We start from the raw sequence: 17,616 nt of genomic DNA, 5'->3' as shown, positions 1-17,616 counted from the left end.
TAAACAAGAACTTTCTACATATATCGATTATTACAATCACAAGCGAATTAAAGCAAAACTAAAAGGCATGAGTCCGGTACAGTACCGAACTCATGCCCAACAAATTGCCTAATAAAATAATATGTCTAACTTTATGGGGTCAGTTCAATACGGGTGGTTTTGATTACTCAAACACTTCATTAAATCACCGCAGAATCTGTTGCTTGTTGAGGTGCAGACATTAAGATGCTTGGCATGAGCCGGTCCGAAGATTAAGATGCTGAGAAAGAGACATCTCCCTTGCGGCAGATGTCTTTTTCGTGAACCATGCTTCCTACCCAGCGGGCAGCGAGTCCTTTGCACAACGTTCAAGCCACCACCTGAACGGTGAGATACAGCACCTCCAGCAAGATCGGCGTTCCGGCCAGAAGCACATCGCCGGGAGAATACAAAGTCAGTGCCTCCGGGGTGATGGTGTAGATTCGGCCTTCCTGAATCATGCCGTTGATATAAACCGTTGAGGTGGTGTTCGGACCGACCTCGATGCTCTGAAATGGAATTCCGTCATCATCCGTAAATTGCTGGGCAGATATGGCGAAGGGAGCATCCAGATTAACCTCGGACAACAATACATAAAAAAAACGAAGCGTGGTCGGCAGTACAATGATCTCCGGCACTATCACGCTTCCCGGTAATCCTTGGATGCCCTGTGGACCAGGGGGCCCGGGAGGGCCCGGAGGACCTTGAGGACCTGGGATGCCTTGCTCACCGGGAATGCCTTGAATACCTGGCAGCCCTTGGACGCCCGTCTGACCCGGAATGCCGGATGCTCCGTCGGAGCCCGGAAGACCTGGCACGCCTGGAGGCCCTTGAATGCCTTGATCACCTTGGAGCCCCGGATTGCCTGGCTGACCAGGCAATCCCTGTAATCCCTCTGAGCTCCTTACCCGTTGTGACAATTCAGATGGGATGATGGTCGGATAATCGGATGATCCGGTCTTGCGCGGTCGGATCCTTTTTCTATTGCTAGGTGATACGACACGTTTACATTTGCGCTTCTTGAGGTTTCTGCGTCTGTGATGCCTAGGGGATTTTATTATTGGATACCGCTTCCGTTTAATCACGGGAGTTTTCAGTCTTATCACCGCCCCGGATGAATGTATGTATTTAGATTATGTCATCGGAAGGGGAGTGGAATGGACATTTGTCCTTTCTTCAATGATATATTGACCGGTACGCTGGTAGTTTTCTGTTAAGTTTTTACTATAATTGGGAGGATGCCAGGGTCAAAACTAGAAATCTATCATTTAATGATATTATGGCTCAGCCATACTTTTTGTTATCTTGCTGCAGAGAGGAGTGATTACATGCCAGTTATCAAACCTATTATTACTGCTGTCGCAACGCCCCCCGTTGCAACCGGGGGAACGATCACCACAACGGTAACGCCAACGGTAACCCGTTACTTTGCGCTGATTACCGAAGCTATGATCGGAGCAGACTCCATTACCATGCCGGCAACGAGTTTTGTCGATGATGCCGAAGCAGCCGTGACAGCATTCCCCGCGTTGACAGGTTCAGAATACTTTAATGTGTATATAAACGGCATGCTTCAACAACTTGCCTTGTCGACATTAACAACCGCCAGCTTGGTACTCGATACGACGGATGTTCCGGCGGGGATACCTGTTTTACTAGAAATCGCTAGTTTTACGAACACAGCTTCTGCGATCACGACACAGCCGACAATATCGGCTCCGGTCATTACGATCATCAGTTAAACGTTAAGGATAGGGGTTGCCCTGATCAATAAGATTAGGGCAATCTTTTTCATTCAAAGAGCGGATCAAGAGGTCATTCTTGATCTGCTTTTGCGTTTTTGTTGGCGATTAGATGAGTGCAAACAGAATCAGGCGAAATGAGCCATTCAGGTGCCGAGCGGGTTTATGCCAATAAGAGGGATTTTGTTCCTATATCCCGAATTACATATAGGAACCTGAAACGTTTGGAGGCTAAAATATGAAACATTAATCCCCACCATCTACCGCAAGTTCAGAAAGATAAGAAAGTCTGGGGGACTATATATGATCATGGATAAAAAAGCATGGATTGTGGAAGCAACCATTTCGGATATGCAGCATGCGATGACTGAGGGTTGGATGACTTCAGTAGACCTGGTTCAACTATATTTGGAGCGGATCGGGTTATATGATGGAATTCTCCGCTCGGTTCTTGAGGTAAACCCTGAAGCGCTGGAAATTGCCGAGGAGCTGGATCGGGAGCGCAAGGACCAGGGTGCAAGAGGATTGCTTCATGGAATTCCCATCCTGCTTAAGGACAATATCGACACCGGAGATCGGCTGCATACGAGTGCCGGCTCTATCACCCTTGCGGATTCGTTTGCTGCCAAAGATTCCTTTGTTGCTGCGAAGCTGCGTAAGGCGGGTGCTGTTATTTTGGGCAAGAGTAACATGACCGAATGGGCGAACTTTATGTCCCCGACCATGTGGGCAGGATATTCATCAAGAAACGGACTTACATTAAACCCATACGGTCCAGGGAAAATGTTTGTTGGAGGTTCAAGCTCAGGCTCCGGTGCTGCGGTGGCGGCGAATTTGGCCGCAGCGGCCATCGGGACGGAAACATCAGGTTCGATTATCAGTCCTTCCAGCCAGAACAGCCTGGTTGGCATTAAGCCGACGATTGGACTGGTAAGCCGTTCAGGTATCATCCCTATCACTCACACACAGGATACGGCAGGTCCAATGACCAGAACGGTGGAAGATGCAGCGATTCTGCTTAGCGCGATCGCGGGAGCTGATGATCTGGACGAAGTGACCCAGATCGATCCTCCAAAAAGGGTGGAGGACTACACGGAGTATCTGGATTCGAGGTATTTGAAGAAAGCCCGAATCGGGATTCCCCGATACTACTATAAGCACTTGGATCGGGATAGACTAGATATTGTAGAATCCGCCATTGAAGTGCTGCGGAATCAAGGAGCTACCATAATTGATCCGGTGGAGCTGCCTTGCCAGGTTACCAAGTGGGACGCCAATGTCCTTCGCTATGAGTTCAAAAAATATGTCAATGATTATTTGGCGAACGTAGATGCGTCTCTGCCTGTTCATTCGTTGGCCGAGGTTATCGCTTATAATGCGGCACACGCTGAGGTTGCCTTGAAATATGGACAGGGCACATTGATCTGGGCCGAGGAAACGAGCGGCACGCTGACCGAAACAGAGTATCTTAAGAGCAAGCAGAAGAATAAAGAAATGGCGGGAGCGAGAGGGATTGACCATGTTTTGCAGGCGTATCAGCTGGACGCCCTGCTGTTTCTGGGTAATGAATATGGACCGGATTTGGCTGCCCGGGCAGGGTATCCATCGGTAACCGTTCCCGGCGGCTATGCCGAGAATGGCGTCATTGCGCCGGGAGGATATATTACGAAGGGGCCACAGGGCATTACGTTCATCGGGACGGCATATAGCGAGCCCGTCCTGATCCAATTAGCCTACGGCTTTGAGCAGGCTACCCAGCATCGCGTACCACCGAGACTTTCATCCCCGTCATCAGAGTAAGAGAGAGGTGAAGTTCCATCATGCCGCGCAATTTGGAGTATGTTCCTTACGGTTACGAGCCCCCAAAGCCGACAACCAAAGGAACCTTAATATTCTACGACCTCTTCGAGCAGGTTCAGGAGGATTTGGAGCAGGCCGCTGCCATTTTAGAAGAACGGTCATTTGTAAAATTGGTGTTGTATCCGCTGCATGAAGAGACAGCGAAGCGGATGTTCAAGGAACCGGTCAGCCCTTATTACAAACGGGAGAAACGGCTTCAGGAATGGATCGAAGATCATGCAGGAGCATCGGTTGTGATTGAACCCTTCGAGTCGAAACGAAAAAAATACACGCCGATCGATACCGCGCTTCGTCATCTGGCAGAGAAATACGGAAGTCCCTATTTTCTTGTTCTGACACCTGAGATGGCAAATGCGTTTGCCTCCTTTTCCTCCTTCGAGGAATGGATTGTGAAGCTGAGGCTAATCCTCTTGTCCGAGCCGCCGTATCTGCACCCGCGATTGGAGAAATTTCGCCATCGTTGGGATGTTGCAGGGGAGAAGCGGGAAGAACGTTAGGGTATAACAAATGCCCGACTGTAGATTCGTCTACAGTCGGGCATTTTCTGTTATGTGGTATCGTTCATATAAAATGGAAAGGACTGCGCCCCAAGGGAACAGTCCTATGTTAATCCGTGAGCAGACCGTTAAATCTCATCGATTCAGGTCCCTACGCGGGTAAGTTTACTTATGATCTTGCGCACGCTTTCTCCAGACAGGAAGTAGGTCCGTTCCAATTCCTCAATGGACCGTCCTTTGCAATAAGCGCGATACATTTCTTTATTTCGACTTTCGATGCGTTGTTTGGAACCGCTTAACTCTCCCCAGCCGGCTCTTTGCTCGCTCTGTTTCGGTATGTAGAGTAATTCTCCATCTATATACTGTTGAATTTGCTGCAGCAGCTCGGGGGGAAGCACTTCTCTTCCGTTCTTGTAATGGCCCATCGATGCCCTCCTCTTTCTGTATACATATTTAAGCTATCGCTGAGTTTCAAAACAATTGCATTGATCATGCTTGCCCTCCTCCTTTCGTGATATTGGTTTTTTTGGATTTTTTGAATTATTGGATTTAAAAATAGATATAGGGAGCCCGCAGCGGGCTCCTATTTAAACGGATATTCGCTTTACGCGAATACCACCTCACGGATCTGAATCATTGCAATCAGCCTCCTTTCAGCTCATTTCGTCGGCCCCGACTTCTATATTAAGCCATATGTAGGTGGGGATTTGCAAGAGATAAAACAATATTAATTGTTTTTTACCAAAATTCATGGGGTGAATGAATTGAGAAACGTCCGAAGGGTTCCATAGGCATTTTGATGGTACGTGACAGGATTATATAATATAGTTACTTCAGAATGCAAAAAAGAAGGAGCTTTCGTGTATGTCCAATCACGATCCGCATATTCAGGAGTTAATTACGCTGAAGACGATCGCAGAAACATTGAACGAGTCCAATGAGCTTGGCCCCATGCTGGACGTTGTTATTGCCAAGCTGCTGGAGCTGACCGGACTTACGACCGGTTGGCTGTTCCTGGTGGAAGATCGGGGAACGCATGAATTCGTAGCCAGCCGGAATTTGCCGCCTGCCCTGAGCCGGAACGACAACGAACCTATGAGATGCGGCAGCTGCTGGTGCCTGGAGCGTTACGATGACGGACGTCTGAAAAATGCCGTGAACATATTGAATTGCAAACGTCTGGATAACGCCGTTCGTTACCAGTGGGGGGATACGGAAGGCATAACCCACCATGCAACCGTTCCGCTGCGATCCGGCAGCCGCAGGTTCGGCGTACTAAATGTGGCTGCACCCGGGAAGCTGCATTTCACCAAAGAGGAACTGGCGCTGCTCGAATCGGTTGCCTACCAAATCGGCAGCGCCATTGAGCGCATGCGGCTATACGCAGCCGAGCAGCGCCGAGCGGATTTGTTTGCCCGGCTTGGGGAATATAGCAGCGCACTCGGTGCTTATGCTTCCCAAGTGGTTAACCGGGCTGAATTAACGAAGCAAGTCATGAGTTTAATGGGCCGTTACTTTGACTGGCCGGTTGCCGCATTGCTGGAGCCTATCGGCAGCGAAGTGACGCTGCGTGCCCTCTACAGCAGAGGGCAGACGACGCTGCCCCATGCCAAATTTCCGCTTGCTGAAGCCGCACGAACCCGTTCTGGCAAGGGAGAGGTCAATTCGCACCCGGTCAGTGCAGAAGACGCACAGCGGCTTGCAGATCTTTTGGTTGAACAGGGATGGATATCCTCCATCTCCCGAGCGGTTGCGGTTCCGCTGGCGGCTGCCGGGGACACCTCATTTGGACTGCTTTTAGTAGGGTTCGATCATTACGGCGATTCGTACCGGGCAGATATCGAGGTGATCGAGGCACTGGCTGAACATATCGGCATGACCCTTCAACGCATCCGTCTGGAGGAAAACCGGCGGGAGCTCGCAAGAATGGATGAACGAAATCGTCTCGCCCGGGACCTGCACGACTCGGTAAGCCAAACCCTGTTCTCGCTGGTCATGATGTCCAAGGGAGTGCGGGGAATGCTTGCCGCAGAGCCGCATGAGCAGACAAGTATGCTGCAGGACACCATCCATGATATACAGGTCCTGTCGCAAAGCGCGCTTAAGGAAATGCGGGAGCTGATCATGCAGCTTCGCCCACCCGGACTTGAAGAAGGGCTTATGACAGGCCTGAAACAATACGGTGAACGATTGAAACTTCATGTAAGCTCACATATCAACGGGATACGGGACCTGCCCCGGATCGTGGAAGAAACATTGTGGAGGATCGGTCAAGAGGCGCTGAATAATGTAAGCAAGCATGCGGATACGAAGGAAGTAACGGTCGTATTAACCCCGCGGGAAAATGAAGTTGAGCTCAGGATCGAAGATCATGGCCGCGGGATTTCCAAGCAACGATTGAACGAGCTGACAAGACATTCGATTGGGTTGTCCAGCATGCGGGAACGGGCGGAATCGCTCGGAGGACAATTCCGTCTATACAGTGTGTACAGAGAGGGAACCATTATTGAGGTTTCGCTGCCCTTAAGGGTGAGATCAATAGAGAATGGGGGGATCACCGATGATCCGATTGTTGATCGCTGACGATCATGCCATGGTACGACGGGGATTGCAGGTTTTTCTGGCTACGCAGCCGGATATCGAGATGGTTGGCGAAGCCGCGAATGGCGATGAAACGTTAGAGAAGGCCAATCAGCTGAATCCCGATGTCGTGTTAATGGATCTGAATATGCCGATTCTCAATGGAATCGATACGACCGCACGGTTAAAAAAAGAACAGCCTCATATTAAAGTCATCGTGCTGACCTCGTTTATCGATTATGACCATGTGCTGCCAGCCATTCGGGCGGGCGCACGCGGCTATCTCCTTAAGGATATTGAGCCTGAGGATCTGGTGGCTGCGATCAGACGCGTGTATGAAGGCCAAGTTGAACTGCATCCGGATGCGGCAGGGCTGCTCATGACGCATGTTACTTCACCGGCGGGGACGGATGAGACCGGCGGGTCCGGCCATCAGGAAGAGACTGCGCAGGTGGATAAACTTACCCGCCGGGAGCAGGAAGTACTGCAGCTGATTGCATCGGGCATGAACAACAGGGAAATCAGCGAAGCGCTTTACATTACCGAGAAAACAGTTAAAACCCATGTCAGCCATCTGCTCGATAAGCTGGGGGTTGCCGACCGGACTCAGGCGGCCATTTATGCGCTCAAGCATGGCATCGTATAAGGATTGCTGTATTTGCCGTACATAATGATCATATCTAAGACTATAGTTGTAGAAGCTCTCAGCCGAAGGCATGAGAGCTTTTGCTTGTAAAATCACTCTAATTGTTGACGATTTCCATGGCTTGCCTCCTCTACAATGTACTTAACAAAACCTTAGATACCCATAAGGGAGGAAGTACTATGAAAATCGTGATTATAGCTGGCAGCAATCGCAAGGAAGCCACAAGTACCGTTCTGGCCAAAGCCCTGGAAGCGCAAATGAATACGTTGTTCGTGGAAGTGAAGCTGTTTAACCTGTATGAAACACCGCTTCCGTTCTATTCACCAGACGAGATATTCAACCGCCATGATGGCGTGCGCGAGCTGCAGCGTCTGTTGATGGAGGCGGATGGCATTATTTTGACGACACCAGAGTACCACGGAGGGATGAGCGGAGTCTTGAAGAACGCATTGGATCATTTGGGACAGATGCATTTCTCAGGTAAACCGGTTCTTTCGGTAAGCTCTGCGGGAGGAGCGGTCGGCGTGAGTTCACTACAGCAAATGCAGGCAACCATCCGTAATTTGCACGGGATCAATAGTCCGGAATGGATATCCATTGGAGGTTCTCAGCGAACCATATACGAATCCGAAGCGGCAAAAGGCACGATTGTACTGGATTATCGGGCTAAAGAGGCGCTGTCCATCTTTATGGAACTGGTCAAGAAGATCAGCGGTAAAGAGGAGGTTGAGATCTCATGATCACTCATTTTGCCGGTCTGAAATTAAAGACGGTATCCATTCAGGGTGTGAAACAATTCTACCACGGGTTACTTCATTTCCCGGTAGCCAGTGAAAGCGAGGTGGAGATCGTATTTCAGCCTACACCGGATTTCACGCTCGCTTTTGAAGAAGCGTATGAACCTATAGCTCCTGCTCATATCGCGTTTGAAGTGCCTTATTCGCAGTTTGAATCCATGGTCCAGAAGCTTGCAGAGCAGCTACCTTTGTTGAAATGGCCTGACGGTGAAGTGGTTGAGCGCTTTGATTCCGGCGTGAACGTATACTTCAAGGATGGCGATGGGAATTTGCTTGAGTTTATCGCGCATGAAGATCTGAAGGAAGGGGTGCTTGCGCCGAACGGCACCTATGGCATCCTGTACTTGCGGGAGGTGGGATTGCCTGTGGAGGATCCGGTAGCCGCAAGATTATGGATGAAGCGGACGCTCGGATTAACGATCGCCAAGGAGTCGGAGCAATTCGCTTTTGCCATTGGAGGAACGGCTCATGCCGTTGTTGTATCAACAAAGCGCAAATGGATTCCGATCGCCATGAATGCGCTGCCACCATCCTTGGAGATCACTTACGGAGTAACGGACGAACGGTTTCTGGACCGGGTTCGCTCCACTCTGGATCGGCGGATGATGGTTTCGGATAACGAGGATGGTTTGCATTTTAGAATGTATGGTTACAGCATCCGAATGAAAATAACAAGCTTGCCCAAAGACATTGCAGCCAGGCTGAATCTGCCGAGTGCAATCGAAGGGAAGGAGGTGAATTCGGTCATTAGTGACCGGTATTTGGAGGATGGTCTTACGGCCTTGAGCCGCGGCGGCGAGGTTGGCTGGTTTGAAGGACATGTTGGCGGTGCGTATTTGGCGGCTTATTACATGCAGAAGGAGTTTGATTTGCCGCAAGATGTACTGCAGGGCCTGGCCGCCAATTGCCTGCATTTGCGTAGTCAGCATGAAGATTGGTTTGAACCCTACCCTCCCGAGCCTGCGCAGCCTGAATTAATGAATCAACTCATTGAAGGACTGCTGCCTAACCTGACGAATCTGAGTACCTCCGGACACGGGGTAACCCTGGCCGTCTTGGGACTGAAAGCATTACGGGACCGACCGGACTTACTGACGCCGTCTGTCGTGCGAGGCATTCTCAAGCTGATGGAAGATGCAGCAGTAGAACACAAGCTTGCTAGGTATTATGGCATTGAGGATTATACGCAGCTGGATCTCGAGGAAATCTCACTTTCGCAAATACCGCCGTACCGGAATGCATTCGATTTAGCACGCCGTGCACTTTCCGAGCTGGAACTCGTGCTGCCGGATCAGCACGTTGATGGCAAATATTATTTTTTTGCCGGTGAGCTTGAGCATGGCGTTACCCACGCACACGCGCTCATTGAGCTGGAGCGGCTCGGATACGCTCAGCTTGCCAAGCTTGGTCAAAGCAATCACCGGCTGCAAATGAAACTCAACCGTTTAAAGCCACAAGCGCTTTCGACTCAGGGAGTTGAAGCTGCCGAAGGTGCGTCGATTACGGGTTCAGCCTATTGGAGCAAACGGTATGAAGATCCGCATGCCATCAAAGTGCCTTATGCCGCACTGGCTCTGCTCCAATATGTACCGCCTGAACAGAGAGAAGACATGGAGCGCAATGTGTGTAAACTGCTCTCGTTGATGAAGTAGAACAAACGATATTTTGACATTGGTAAAATATGGTGTTAGGCTGAATATTAGTTGTAAAAAATGGAATGAAATGTGCGCAGAAAGCATAGAACTGGAGGGTATCATGAAAGTAGCAATCGTAGTAGGAAGCATTAGAAAAGAGTCGTACAATATGAAACTGGCGGAATATTTGAAGCAGCGCTACTCGGATCAGATCACGTTTGAAATTTTGGGGCTGCGCGATCTTCCGTTTTACGATCAAGACATTGAGCTGGACCCTCCTGCGGCCGTCAAGGATTTCAAGGAGCGGATTGCTGCCGCTGATGCGGTGTTGTGGATCACGCCGGAGTATAATTACTCCATACCGGGCGTGCTCAAGAACGCGCTTGATTGGTTATCGCGCGTTGATAAGGTTATGAACGGGAAGCCTTCATGGATCATGGGGGTGTCGATGGGACAGCTTGGAACGGTGAGAGCTCAGGAGCATCTCCGGGATATTCTGTTTTCTGTCGGTATTACTTCGCCGCTGCTCCCTAACAATGAGGTATACATCGGGGCGGTACATGAGAAGCTGGATGAGTCCGGCAAGCTGATTCATGAGCCGACAATCGGTTTTCTTGATATCGTGGTGAACAATTTCATTACGTGGATGAACACCCGTAATTAAATATAAACTCATGGAGCCCTTTGGCAGTTGCCTGCCAAAGGGCTTTTCCTGTATATTGACCTCGTAACACGATATAACCTAAGCAAATGGGAATTGCTTTTGAACGGGGGAGGCTTTGATTGTATACGATTCTTATTGTGGACGACGAACCGATTGTAAGAGAAGGAATCCGAAACCGGATTCAGTGGGCAGATCATGGCTTTGAGTGCATCGGGGATTGTGAGAACGGCAGGGATGCACTGGAGGCTGTAACCCGCCATCAACCCGATGTGGTGTTAACGGATATCAACATGCCGTACATGGATGGCCTGGAGTTGTCACGCCATATTACGGAACGTTTTCCCAAGACAAAGATCATCATCCTTACCGGGTTTGACGATTTCGAATATGCCCAGCAGGCGGTGAAGCTGCAAGTCACGGATTTTATTTTGAAACCGGTTACGTCAGCGGAGTTAAGGGAGATGCTTGGTAAACTCAAGCTGGAAATGGATGAGGAGCGCGGACATACGGAGCACCTGAAAAGGCTCAAGCAACAGTTGAATGAGAGTTTGGTTCTGCTTAAGGAACGATTTCTTGAACGTCTGGCGTCGTCACCGATGAAGCGATCCGAGATCGAGAGCAAGCTTGCATATTTTGATATCCGGCTTCCGGGGCCGCTTTATATCGCGATGGCAGCGGATATGGATGAGCTTCGTACGGATGAACAGCATGTCGATAATGAGCTGTATGCATTTGCTTTATACAATATCATGCAGGAGATTTTGGCAGGTGAGCCCGGTACAGCTATTTTTAGGTACAAGGAGAACAAAGTTATGACCATCCTGTCGGGCTCCGGCGAGGAGGAGCTGCACGCTCGGGCGCAGGAGCTGGCGGAGGACATTCGCGGATCTACAAAGCAGTTCATGAAATTCACGGTCACGCTCGGCATCGGAACGATTTGCCGCGAGCTTCAGGATATCCGTTATTCCTGCAGGGCTTCGGAAGCTGCACTGGAATACCGGCTCCTGATCGGCCGCGATCAGGTGGTTCATATCACGGATCTTGAAAAGCGGGGGGACGCTCCTCTCCAGGATGGGATTGAAACCGAGTCAGCGCTAATCTCCGCAATTCGGGCCGGTACGGACTTAGAGGTAAAGGCGTGCATCCGGCGGCTGATCAGTGAACTTGGAAGCGCTTCAATTTCAATCGAGCTCTGTTACGTGCGGGTTCTTCGGGTCATGCTTGCCGTGCTTCAAACTTTGATGGAAATCGGCAGCAATGGAAACGAGCTGATCGGCAAGGAGAAGAGGCTGCTGTCCGATCTGTATTCTTTTCGGTCCTTGGAGGAGATCGAACGCTGGTTAAACGAGGTGTGCGAGCAGGCGTTAAGGGATGTTGCCAAGGCGAGAAAGGATATTACCCGCACCCAGATGCTGGAGGCGGTCGATTTCATCCAGCAGCATTATGAGGATGCCGAGTTATCGATTAAGACCGTATGCAGCCGGATCTTCATGAGCACGAGTTATTTCAGCGCCTTGTTCAAGTCGCATACCGGGAAGACCTTCGTTGAATACGTAACGGAAGTCCGCATGGAGAAAGCGAAGGAACTTCTGAAGCATTCCTTGTTGAAAACTTATGAAATAGCGGCGAAAACCGGTTATCAGGATCCTCAATATTTTAGCGTGCTGTTTAAGAAACATACCGGAGATACCCCGACGGAGTACCGGAATAAAATGACGTCAGGCGGGGTAAGGCCATGATGGCTCCGCAGCGGATCAAAAGCATTCAGTCCCGCATTGCCAGCTCATTCATGATGCTTGTATTATTTACGGCGCTGCTGTTGATCTTCATCTCCTACCGGCTGTCCGAATCGGCTGTTCGCGAAACGGCGGAGAGTTATACCTCCGAGCTGATCAATCAAGTGAATGCGAATATCCAAACTTACATCACCGGGATGAAGGACATCTCGCTGGCGACGATGAACAACCCGAACGTGAGGGAATACCTCGCCTCGGCAGATGAACTGCAGCCTGCGGAACTGGCTATGTTGAAAGCGAAGATATCGGAATATTTCCACTCGATTCGGGTTTCGCGCAAAGATATTGCGTCGATTAACATTTTTGGAGCCGGCGGCACCTTTATCTCCGATCGGGCGGACGCTGAATTGAATCCTTATATTGTGTTATCGGAGCAGCCCTGGTATCGGCAGGCGAAGGAAAACAAGGGACAGACAGTGATCTCCTCGTCGCATGTACAGCCGGTTATTAAGGGAGAGTACCGCTGGGTTGTATCACTAAGCCGCGAGCTTAGCGGCGTGAACTCTTCTAACGGGCTCGGCATCCTGTTGATCGATCTCAACTTCAAGGTGATTAACGATATGCTCAGCAAGCTCGATCTGGGGAACCGGGGTTACGTGTTCGTGATTGACCGTCAAGGCCGGATTGTGTATCACCCGCAGCAGCAGCTGCTCTACAGCAATTTGAAGACGGAGAGATTAGAGCAGGTGCTTCAGGACAAGCAAGGAGGTTTTGTCGTGAAGGAGGGCGGAGCAAGCCGGATTTACAGCATCAAGGACACGGATTTCGGCTGGAAAATCGTCGGCGTTTTTTACGAGAATGAGCTGGTGGACAATAAGAAGCAGATGCAGCTTTCTTTTGCTATAGCGGGGTTGTTATGCCTTGGCGTCGGGGTGCTGTTCTCCGTCGTTATCTCGCGCAACCTCACGCGTCCCATCAAGAAGCTCCAGGAAAAGATGATGGAAGTGGAGAAGGGAAATTTCGATATCCGGGTTCCTGTGGGGCATTCCAGGGAAATCTCCGGCTTGGCCCGCAGCTTCAATGTGATGGTGCTGAAGGTCAAGGAATTGATGGACCAGATCGTGATAGAACAGGAAATTAAGAGGAAAAGCGAATTGAATGCCCTGCAAGCCCAAATCAATCCCCATTTCCTCTACAATACGCTGGATTCCATTATATGGATGGCCGAGAGCAAGAAGCATGATGAGGTGATTCTGATGACATCGGCTCTAGCAAGGCTGTTTCGAGCTTCGCTCAGCAAAGGGAGGGAAATGATCCCGATTGCTACCGAGGTGGAACATATAACGAATTATTTAAAAATACAACAAATGCGATACCAGGATAAAATCCGGTTTACTCTGGATATGGACCGCGAGCTTTATCCTTATCTGACGTTGAAGGTGCTGCTGCAGCCTCTGGTGGAGAATGCCATTTATCATGGCATCAAGAACAAGGAAGGGCCGGGCACGATCACGATTACGGGGAGACTTCAGGATGATCGGATTCGGTTTCAAGTCATGGATGACGGCATCGGCATGGATCGGTCCAAGGTTGAGACATTATTAATCTCTACAGGGAGCCAACATTCGAGAAACAGCGTTGGGATAGCGAATGTCCATCAGCGGATTCAGTTATATTTTGGAGCGGAATATGGTCTTCGCTATACGAGCGAGCCCGGAGCGGGGACAAACGTCACGGTGCTTATTCCGGCCGTTCATCCGGATGAATGGCGGAGCATGGAGGGGGATGTGCCATGAAGTCGTACATGAGACTGCGATATGTTTTACTGCTGCTGATTCCGGTATTCATCCTGGGTTATATCGCCCTTCAGTGGTCCAAGGAAGAACCCGGACCCAAGAGGATCATCGTGGGTGTTAAAGCGCTGGATGAGATTGAATTCTGGCGTGTACTGATTGAAGGGGTGAACACGGCTTCTCGTGAATTCGGTGTGGATGTCTCGGTGGTAGGACCGACTCAGGAAATCGAAGTAGACTTGCAGATTCAATTGCTGGAGGAAGCCATCAAGCAGAAGCCGGATGCGATTGTTATGGCAGCAGGTGATTATAACCGCCTAGTTCCTGTAGCGGAGTCCATTCGCAAGGCTGACATTCCGCTTATCATGATTGATTCCGCGGTGAACGGCGATTACGCGCAGAGCTTGATCGCGACCGACAATGTGAATGCCGGACAGAAGGCGGGCAAGGAGCTTTCTTCGTTGCTCTCCGCAAATGCGGAGGTCGCCATTATCAGTTTCGTACGGGGGGCCTCGACGCAGATCGAAAGGGAACAAGGGGTTCGAAGCATTCTGGAGCAGCGCAGCGGCACGGAAATCGTGGGCACTTACTACAGCGAGGGCAAGGAGGAGCGTGCCTATGACATCACGAAGAAACTGCTGTTGGAAAGGCCTGACCTGAATGGAATCGTGGGGCTGAATGAGCCTTCTACAGTCGGGGCAGGAAGAGCGATCCGAGAACTGGGGCTGGCGGGCAAGGTTAAGCTGGTCGGATTCGACAGCTCGGTGAAGGAAGTCAAGCTGCTCGAAGAGGGGGTTCTTCAATCCACCATTGTTCAGAAGCCCTTCAACATCGGCTATTTGGGCATCAAAACAGCCATATCCATCATCGAAGGAGACAAGGTGTTACGCAACGTGTACACCGATTCCGTTGTCATCAACAAAGACAATATGTATACCGAGGAGAACCAGAAGCTGCTCTTTCCCTTTGTGGAAGAGTAGCTTCTTCCTTTATGGGGGGAGCCTGTTAAGATCATAGATTATTCAACATGGATCAGAGAATATTCCATTCCTCCATCGGAGACCGATTTGTACAATGATTCATAAATGGTGCCAGCTAGAGAGGTGAGGGTCTTTGAGCGAAGTATTGATACAAATGGAAGGAATCACGAAGGAATTTCCGGGCGTGCTTGCATTAAATCATTGCCGATTCGAGCTGCTGCGCGGTGAAGTCCATGCGCTAATGGGTGAGAACGGCGCCGGCAAGTCAACGATGATGAAAATATTGACCGGCGTATACCAGAAGGACGAAGGTACGATCAGGTACAAAGGGCAGCCCGTAGAGTTAACGAATCCGAAAGCGGCTCAAGACGCCGGGATCAGCATGATCCATCAGGAACTGAACTTGGCGCCTGATCTGACGGTTGCTCAGAACATATTCATCGGGCGGGAGCCGCGCAGAAAGCTCAAGTTGTTTCTGGACAATCAGGCGCTAAATCGGCAGGTGAAGGAACTGTTCGAGCGGATGGGGCTGGACATGGATCCATCCATCAAGGTTTCGGAACTAACGGTTGCCAAGCAGCAGATGGTGGAGATTGCCAAGGCATTGTCTTATAACGCCGACGTGCTGGTCATGGATGAGCCTACTGCAGCTTTAAGCGAAACCGAGATTGAGGATTTGTTCCGCATCATTCGTCAGCTTCGAGAAGGCGGAGTTGGAATCGTTTACATTTCCCATCGGATGGATGAGATCAAGCGAATTACGGATCGCATTACGGTGATGCGTGACGGACAGTATATCGATACGGTTTCAACGGATGAAGTCACCACACAGGACATTATTTCCAAAATGGTTGGCCGTCAGATCTACGAGACCTCGAAACCGGAGAAGAGCGCAGGTGAACGTGAGACGGTATTGGAGGTTAAAGGACTGAATCAAGGCCGAACTTTGAAGGACATTAACTTCACTCTGAAAAAGGGAGAAATCCTTGGCATTGCAGGCCTGGTTGGTGCGGGGCGGACAGAGCTTGCCCGAGCGATCTTTGGTGCCGACCGCATACAATCCGGCGAGATTCATGTTCATGGCCGCAAGATAACGATCAAGGGCCCCCATGATGCGGTGCGCCAAGGGATCGGTTATTTATCCGAGGATCGCAAGCGCTATGGATGTGTCGTCGATCTGGATGTGAAGAGCAATGTGGCTATCGCCTCATACCGTAACTTCCTGGGCCCAGCCGGCTGGATGAATACGACCAGGATTCGCAAGCAAGCGGAGGATATGGTCGAACGATTGAAGGTCAAAACACCGCATGTGGACCAAGAGGTCAAATTCCTCTCCGGCGGTAATCAGCAGAAAGTCGTTATCGGCAAATGGCTGACCCGAGATTGCGACATTCTGATCTTCGATGAACCGACGCGCGGGATCGATGTAGGGGCCAAGAGCGAAATCTATCGCCTGCTGAACGATCTTACGGCACAGGGTAAATCGATCATCATGATCTCCTCAGAGCTGCCTGAAATTTTACGGATGAGTCATCGGGTTCTCGTGATGTGTGAAGGCCGGATTACGGGCGAGCTGGATCAAGCAGAGGCGACCCAAGAAAGCATTATGCATCTGGCTACAGCAAGGAAGTAAGCCGTTATCCATACACGTTAGGAGGAGTAAACAGATGAACATTCAAATCAAATCGGGCGCACTTCAGCAAGTGCTGGCCTTAGCCAGCTTGGTTGTTCTCATACTATTCTTTACATTCTCATCCAGCAATTTCTTTCAATTCTCCAATATCGTGGGCATTCTTCTCTCGACCGCGGTGATCGGCGTTCTTGCCCTAGGATCTACCTTTGTCATCATTACCGGCGGCATTGATCTGTCTGTCGGAACGGTCATGACACTTAGCGGCGTTATGACCGGCGTCTGCATCACCTTCTGGGGATTGCCGGTTCCGGTCGGCATTCTTGGGGGGATATTGACGGGCGCTCTATGCGGGCTTCTATCCGGTACGGCGGTGGCGAAGATGAAGATCCCGCCTTTCATCGCAACGCTGGCGATGATGATGATCGCTAAAGGACTGGCACTGATTATCTCCGGTGCCAAGCCGGTCTATTTCAACGACGCCGAAAGCTTTGCCGAGGTGTCCCAAGGCAGCGTGCTGGGCTGGCTGATACCGGGCCTCGATATTCCGAATGCGGTCGTTATTTTCTTCATCGCGGCGGTTGTGGGCTACCTCATCTTATCGAAGACCATCATCGGCCGGTATAACTTTGCGCTAGGCAGCAACGAAGAGGCGACCCGATTGTCGGGTGTTAATGTGGGATTCTGGAAAATCGTCATTTACACCTTAACCGGCGCCTTTACCGGTTTGGCGGGTGTCATGATGGCATCGAGGCTGAACTCGGCGAACCCGGCGCTGGGGGCCGGTTATGAGCTGGAAGCCATCGCGGCGGTCGTAATCGGGGGGACTTCGCTCAGCGGCGGGAAGGGTACCATCATCGGCACGGTCATCGGCGCATTGATCATGAGCGTGCTGACGAATGGATTACGTATTCTGTCCGTGCCGCAGGAGTGGCAAACCGTTGTCGTAGGATTTGTCATTATACTCGCGGTGTATGCGGATATTTTGCGCAGACGCAAAGCGTAAGTCCTCTGCTAGAACTGCGATCCGCGCTCGGTT

Annotated in this window: 16 protein-coding genes; 14 read left to right on the top strand and 2 right to left on the bottom strand. The window is 50.5% G+C overall.

All coding sequences use genetic code 11. The annotated features are described in order from the left end of the window. Positions 1 to 112 (top strand): IS3 family transposase (locus tag ACPV3A_RS20605; RefSeq protein ID WP_426199875.1); only part of this gene is annotated, 112 nt, incomplete at its 5' end. 235 nt (positions 113 to 347) lie between these two features. Here ACPV3A_RS20605 and ACPV3A_RS20600 read toward each other — a convergent pair. Continuing rightward, positions 348 to 899 carry a DUF4183 domain-containing protein gene (locus ACPV3A_RS20600; RefSeq protein ID WP_426200888.1) on the bottom strand — a complete coding sequence of 184 codons (552 nt, stop codon included), beginning with the start codon at positions 897 to 899 and terminating at the stop codon, positions 348 to 350. A 447-nt stretch (positions 900 to 1,346) separates the two neighbouring features. On the opposite strand from ACPV3A_RS20600, the gene ACPV3A_RS20595 reads away from it, so the two are divergent. From ACPV3A_RS20595 to ACPV3A_RS20585, 3 genes are all read left to right on the top strand, one after another. Next, positions 1,347 to 1,760, top strand: coding sequence for a DUF4183 domain-containing protein (locus ACPV3A_RS20595; protein ID WP_194543385.1), 414 nt, complete (start codon positions 1,347 to 1,349; stop codon positions 1,758 to 1,760). A gap of 303 nt (positions 1,761 to 2,063) precedes the next feature. Then, positions 2,064 to 3,560: an amidase family protein gene (locus ACPV3A_RS20590; protein WP_426200886.1), complete on the top strand. Its 1,497-nt coding sequence runs from the start codon at positions 2,064 to 2,066 to the stop codon at positions 3,558 to 3,560. Positions 3,561 to 3,580: 20 nt separating this feature from the next. Continuing rightward, positions 3,581 to 4,117, top strand: a complete 537-nt coding sequence (locus tag ACPV3A_RS20585; protein WP_426200884.1) for a hypothetical protein — start codon at positions 3,581 to 3,583, stop codon at positions 4,115 to 4,117. Between the two features lie 143 nt (positions 4,118 to 4,260). On the opposite strand, the gene ACPV3A_RS20580 is transcribed toward ACPV3A_RS20585, so the two are convergent. Next, a complete protein-coding gene (locus ACPV3A_RS20580; RefSeq protein WP_006211013.1) occupies positions 4,261 to 4,542 on the bottom strand; it encodes a CD3324 family protein in 282 nt (93 codons plus the stop codon). Between the two features lie 439 nt (positions 4,543 to 4,981). On the opposite strand from ACPV3A_RS20580, the gene ACPV3A_RS20575 reads away from it, so the two are divergent. The 10 genes from ACPV3A_RS20575 to ACPV3A_RS20530 all read left to right on the top strand — a co-directional run bounded on the left by ACPV3A_RS20575 (position 4,982) and on the right by ACPV3A_RS20530 (position 17,583). Next, entirely contained in the window at positions 4,982 to 6,700 is a 1,719-nt protein-coding gene (locus ACPV3A_RS20575) for a GAF domain-containing sensor histidine kinase (protein ID WP_426200882.1), read from the top strand. Then, the gene (locus tag ACPV3A_RS20570; RefSeq protein ID WP_220684733.1) at positions 6,678 to 7,343 is read left to right on the top strand and encodes a response regulator; all 666 of its coding nucleotides are present in this window, start codon (positions 6,678 to 6,680) and stop codon (positions 7,341 to 7,343) included. Before ACPV3A_RS20575 ends, ACPV3A_RS20570 begins: the two co-directional genes overlap by 23 nt. A 179-nt stretch (positions 7,344 to 7,522) precedes the next feature. Continuing rightward, positions 7,523 to 8,083 (top strand): NADPH-dependent FMN reductase, encoded by a 561-nt coding sequence (locus ACPV3A_RS20565; protein ID WP_220684734.1) that lies wholly within the window; start codon positions 7,523 to 7,525, stop codon positions 8,081 to 8,083. Continuing rightward, positions 8,080 to 9,792 carry a VOC family protein gene (locus tag ACPV3A_RS20560; RefSeq protein WP_426200880.1) on the top strand — a complete coding sequence of 571 codons (1,713 nt, stop codon included), beginning with the start codon at positions 8,080 to 8,082 and terminating at the stop codon, positions 9,790 to 9,792. Before ACPV3A_RS20565 ends, ACPV3A_RS20560 begins: the two co-directional genes overlap by 4 nt. Positions 9,793 to 9,895: 103 nt before the next feature. Beyond that, a complete protein-coding gene (locus ACPV3A_RS20555) occupies positions 9,896 to 10,438 on the top strand; it encodes an NADPH-dependent FMN reductase (RefSeq protein ID WP_426200878.1) in 543 nt (180 codons plus the stop codon). Between the two features lie 119 nt (positions 10,439 to 10,557). Beyond that, complete coding sequence (locus tag ACPV3A_RS20550; RefSeq protein WP_220684736.1) at positions 10,558 to 12,177, top strand: response regulator; 1,620 nt, start codon at positions 10,558 to 10,560, stop codon at positions 12,175 to 12,177. Further along, complete coding sequence (locus ACPV3A_RS20545; protein ID WP_426200875.1) at positions 12,174 to 13,970, top strand: cache domain-containing sensor histidine kinase; 1,797 nt, start codon at positions 12,174 to 12,176, stop codon at positions 13,968 to 13,970. The genes ACPV3A_RS20550 and ACPV3A_RS20545 overlap by 4 nt, the downstream gene beginning before the upstream one ends. Further along, the gene (locus tag ACPV3A_RS20540) at positions 13,967 to 14,947 is read left to right on the top strand and encodes a substrate-binding domain-containing protein (RefSeq protein WP_194543376.1); all 981 of its coding nucleotides are present in this window, start codon (positions 13,967 to 13,969) and stop codon (positions 14,945 to 14,947) included. The genes ACPV3A_RS20545 and ACPV3A_RS20540 overlap by 4 nt, the downstream gene beginning before the upstream one ends. A gap of 133 nt (positions 14,948 to 15,080) precedes the next feature. Further along, positions 15,081 to 16,580: a sugar ABC transporter ATP-binding protein gene (locus ACPV3A_RS20535; protein WP_426200873.1), complete on the top strand. Its 1,500-nt coding sequence runs from the start codon at positions 15,081 to 15,083 to the stop codon at positions 16,578 to 16,580. Between the two features lie 34 nt (positions 16,581 to 16,614). Next, positions 16,615 to 17,583, top strand: coding sequence for an ABC transporter permease (locus ACPV3A_RS20530; protein ID WP_071220346.1), 969 nt, complete (start codon positions 16,615 to 16,617; stop codon positions 17,581 to 17,583). The last annotated feature ends 33 nt before the right edge of the window (positions 17,584 to 17,616 follow it).

It is taken from the genome of Paenibacillus sp. Dod16, from assembly GCF_049893405.1.
GTDB lineage: Bacteria > Bacillota > Bacilli > Paenibacillales > Paenibacillaceae > Paenibacillus_AQ.
The sequence above is the reverse complement of the archived record's forward strand: the minus strand, read 5'-3'. Positions and strand labels throughout refer to the sequence as shown.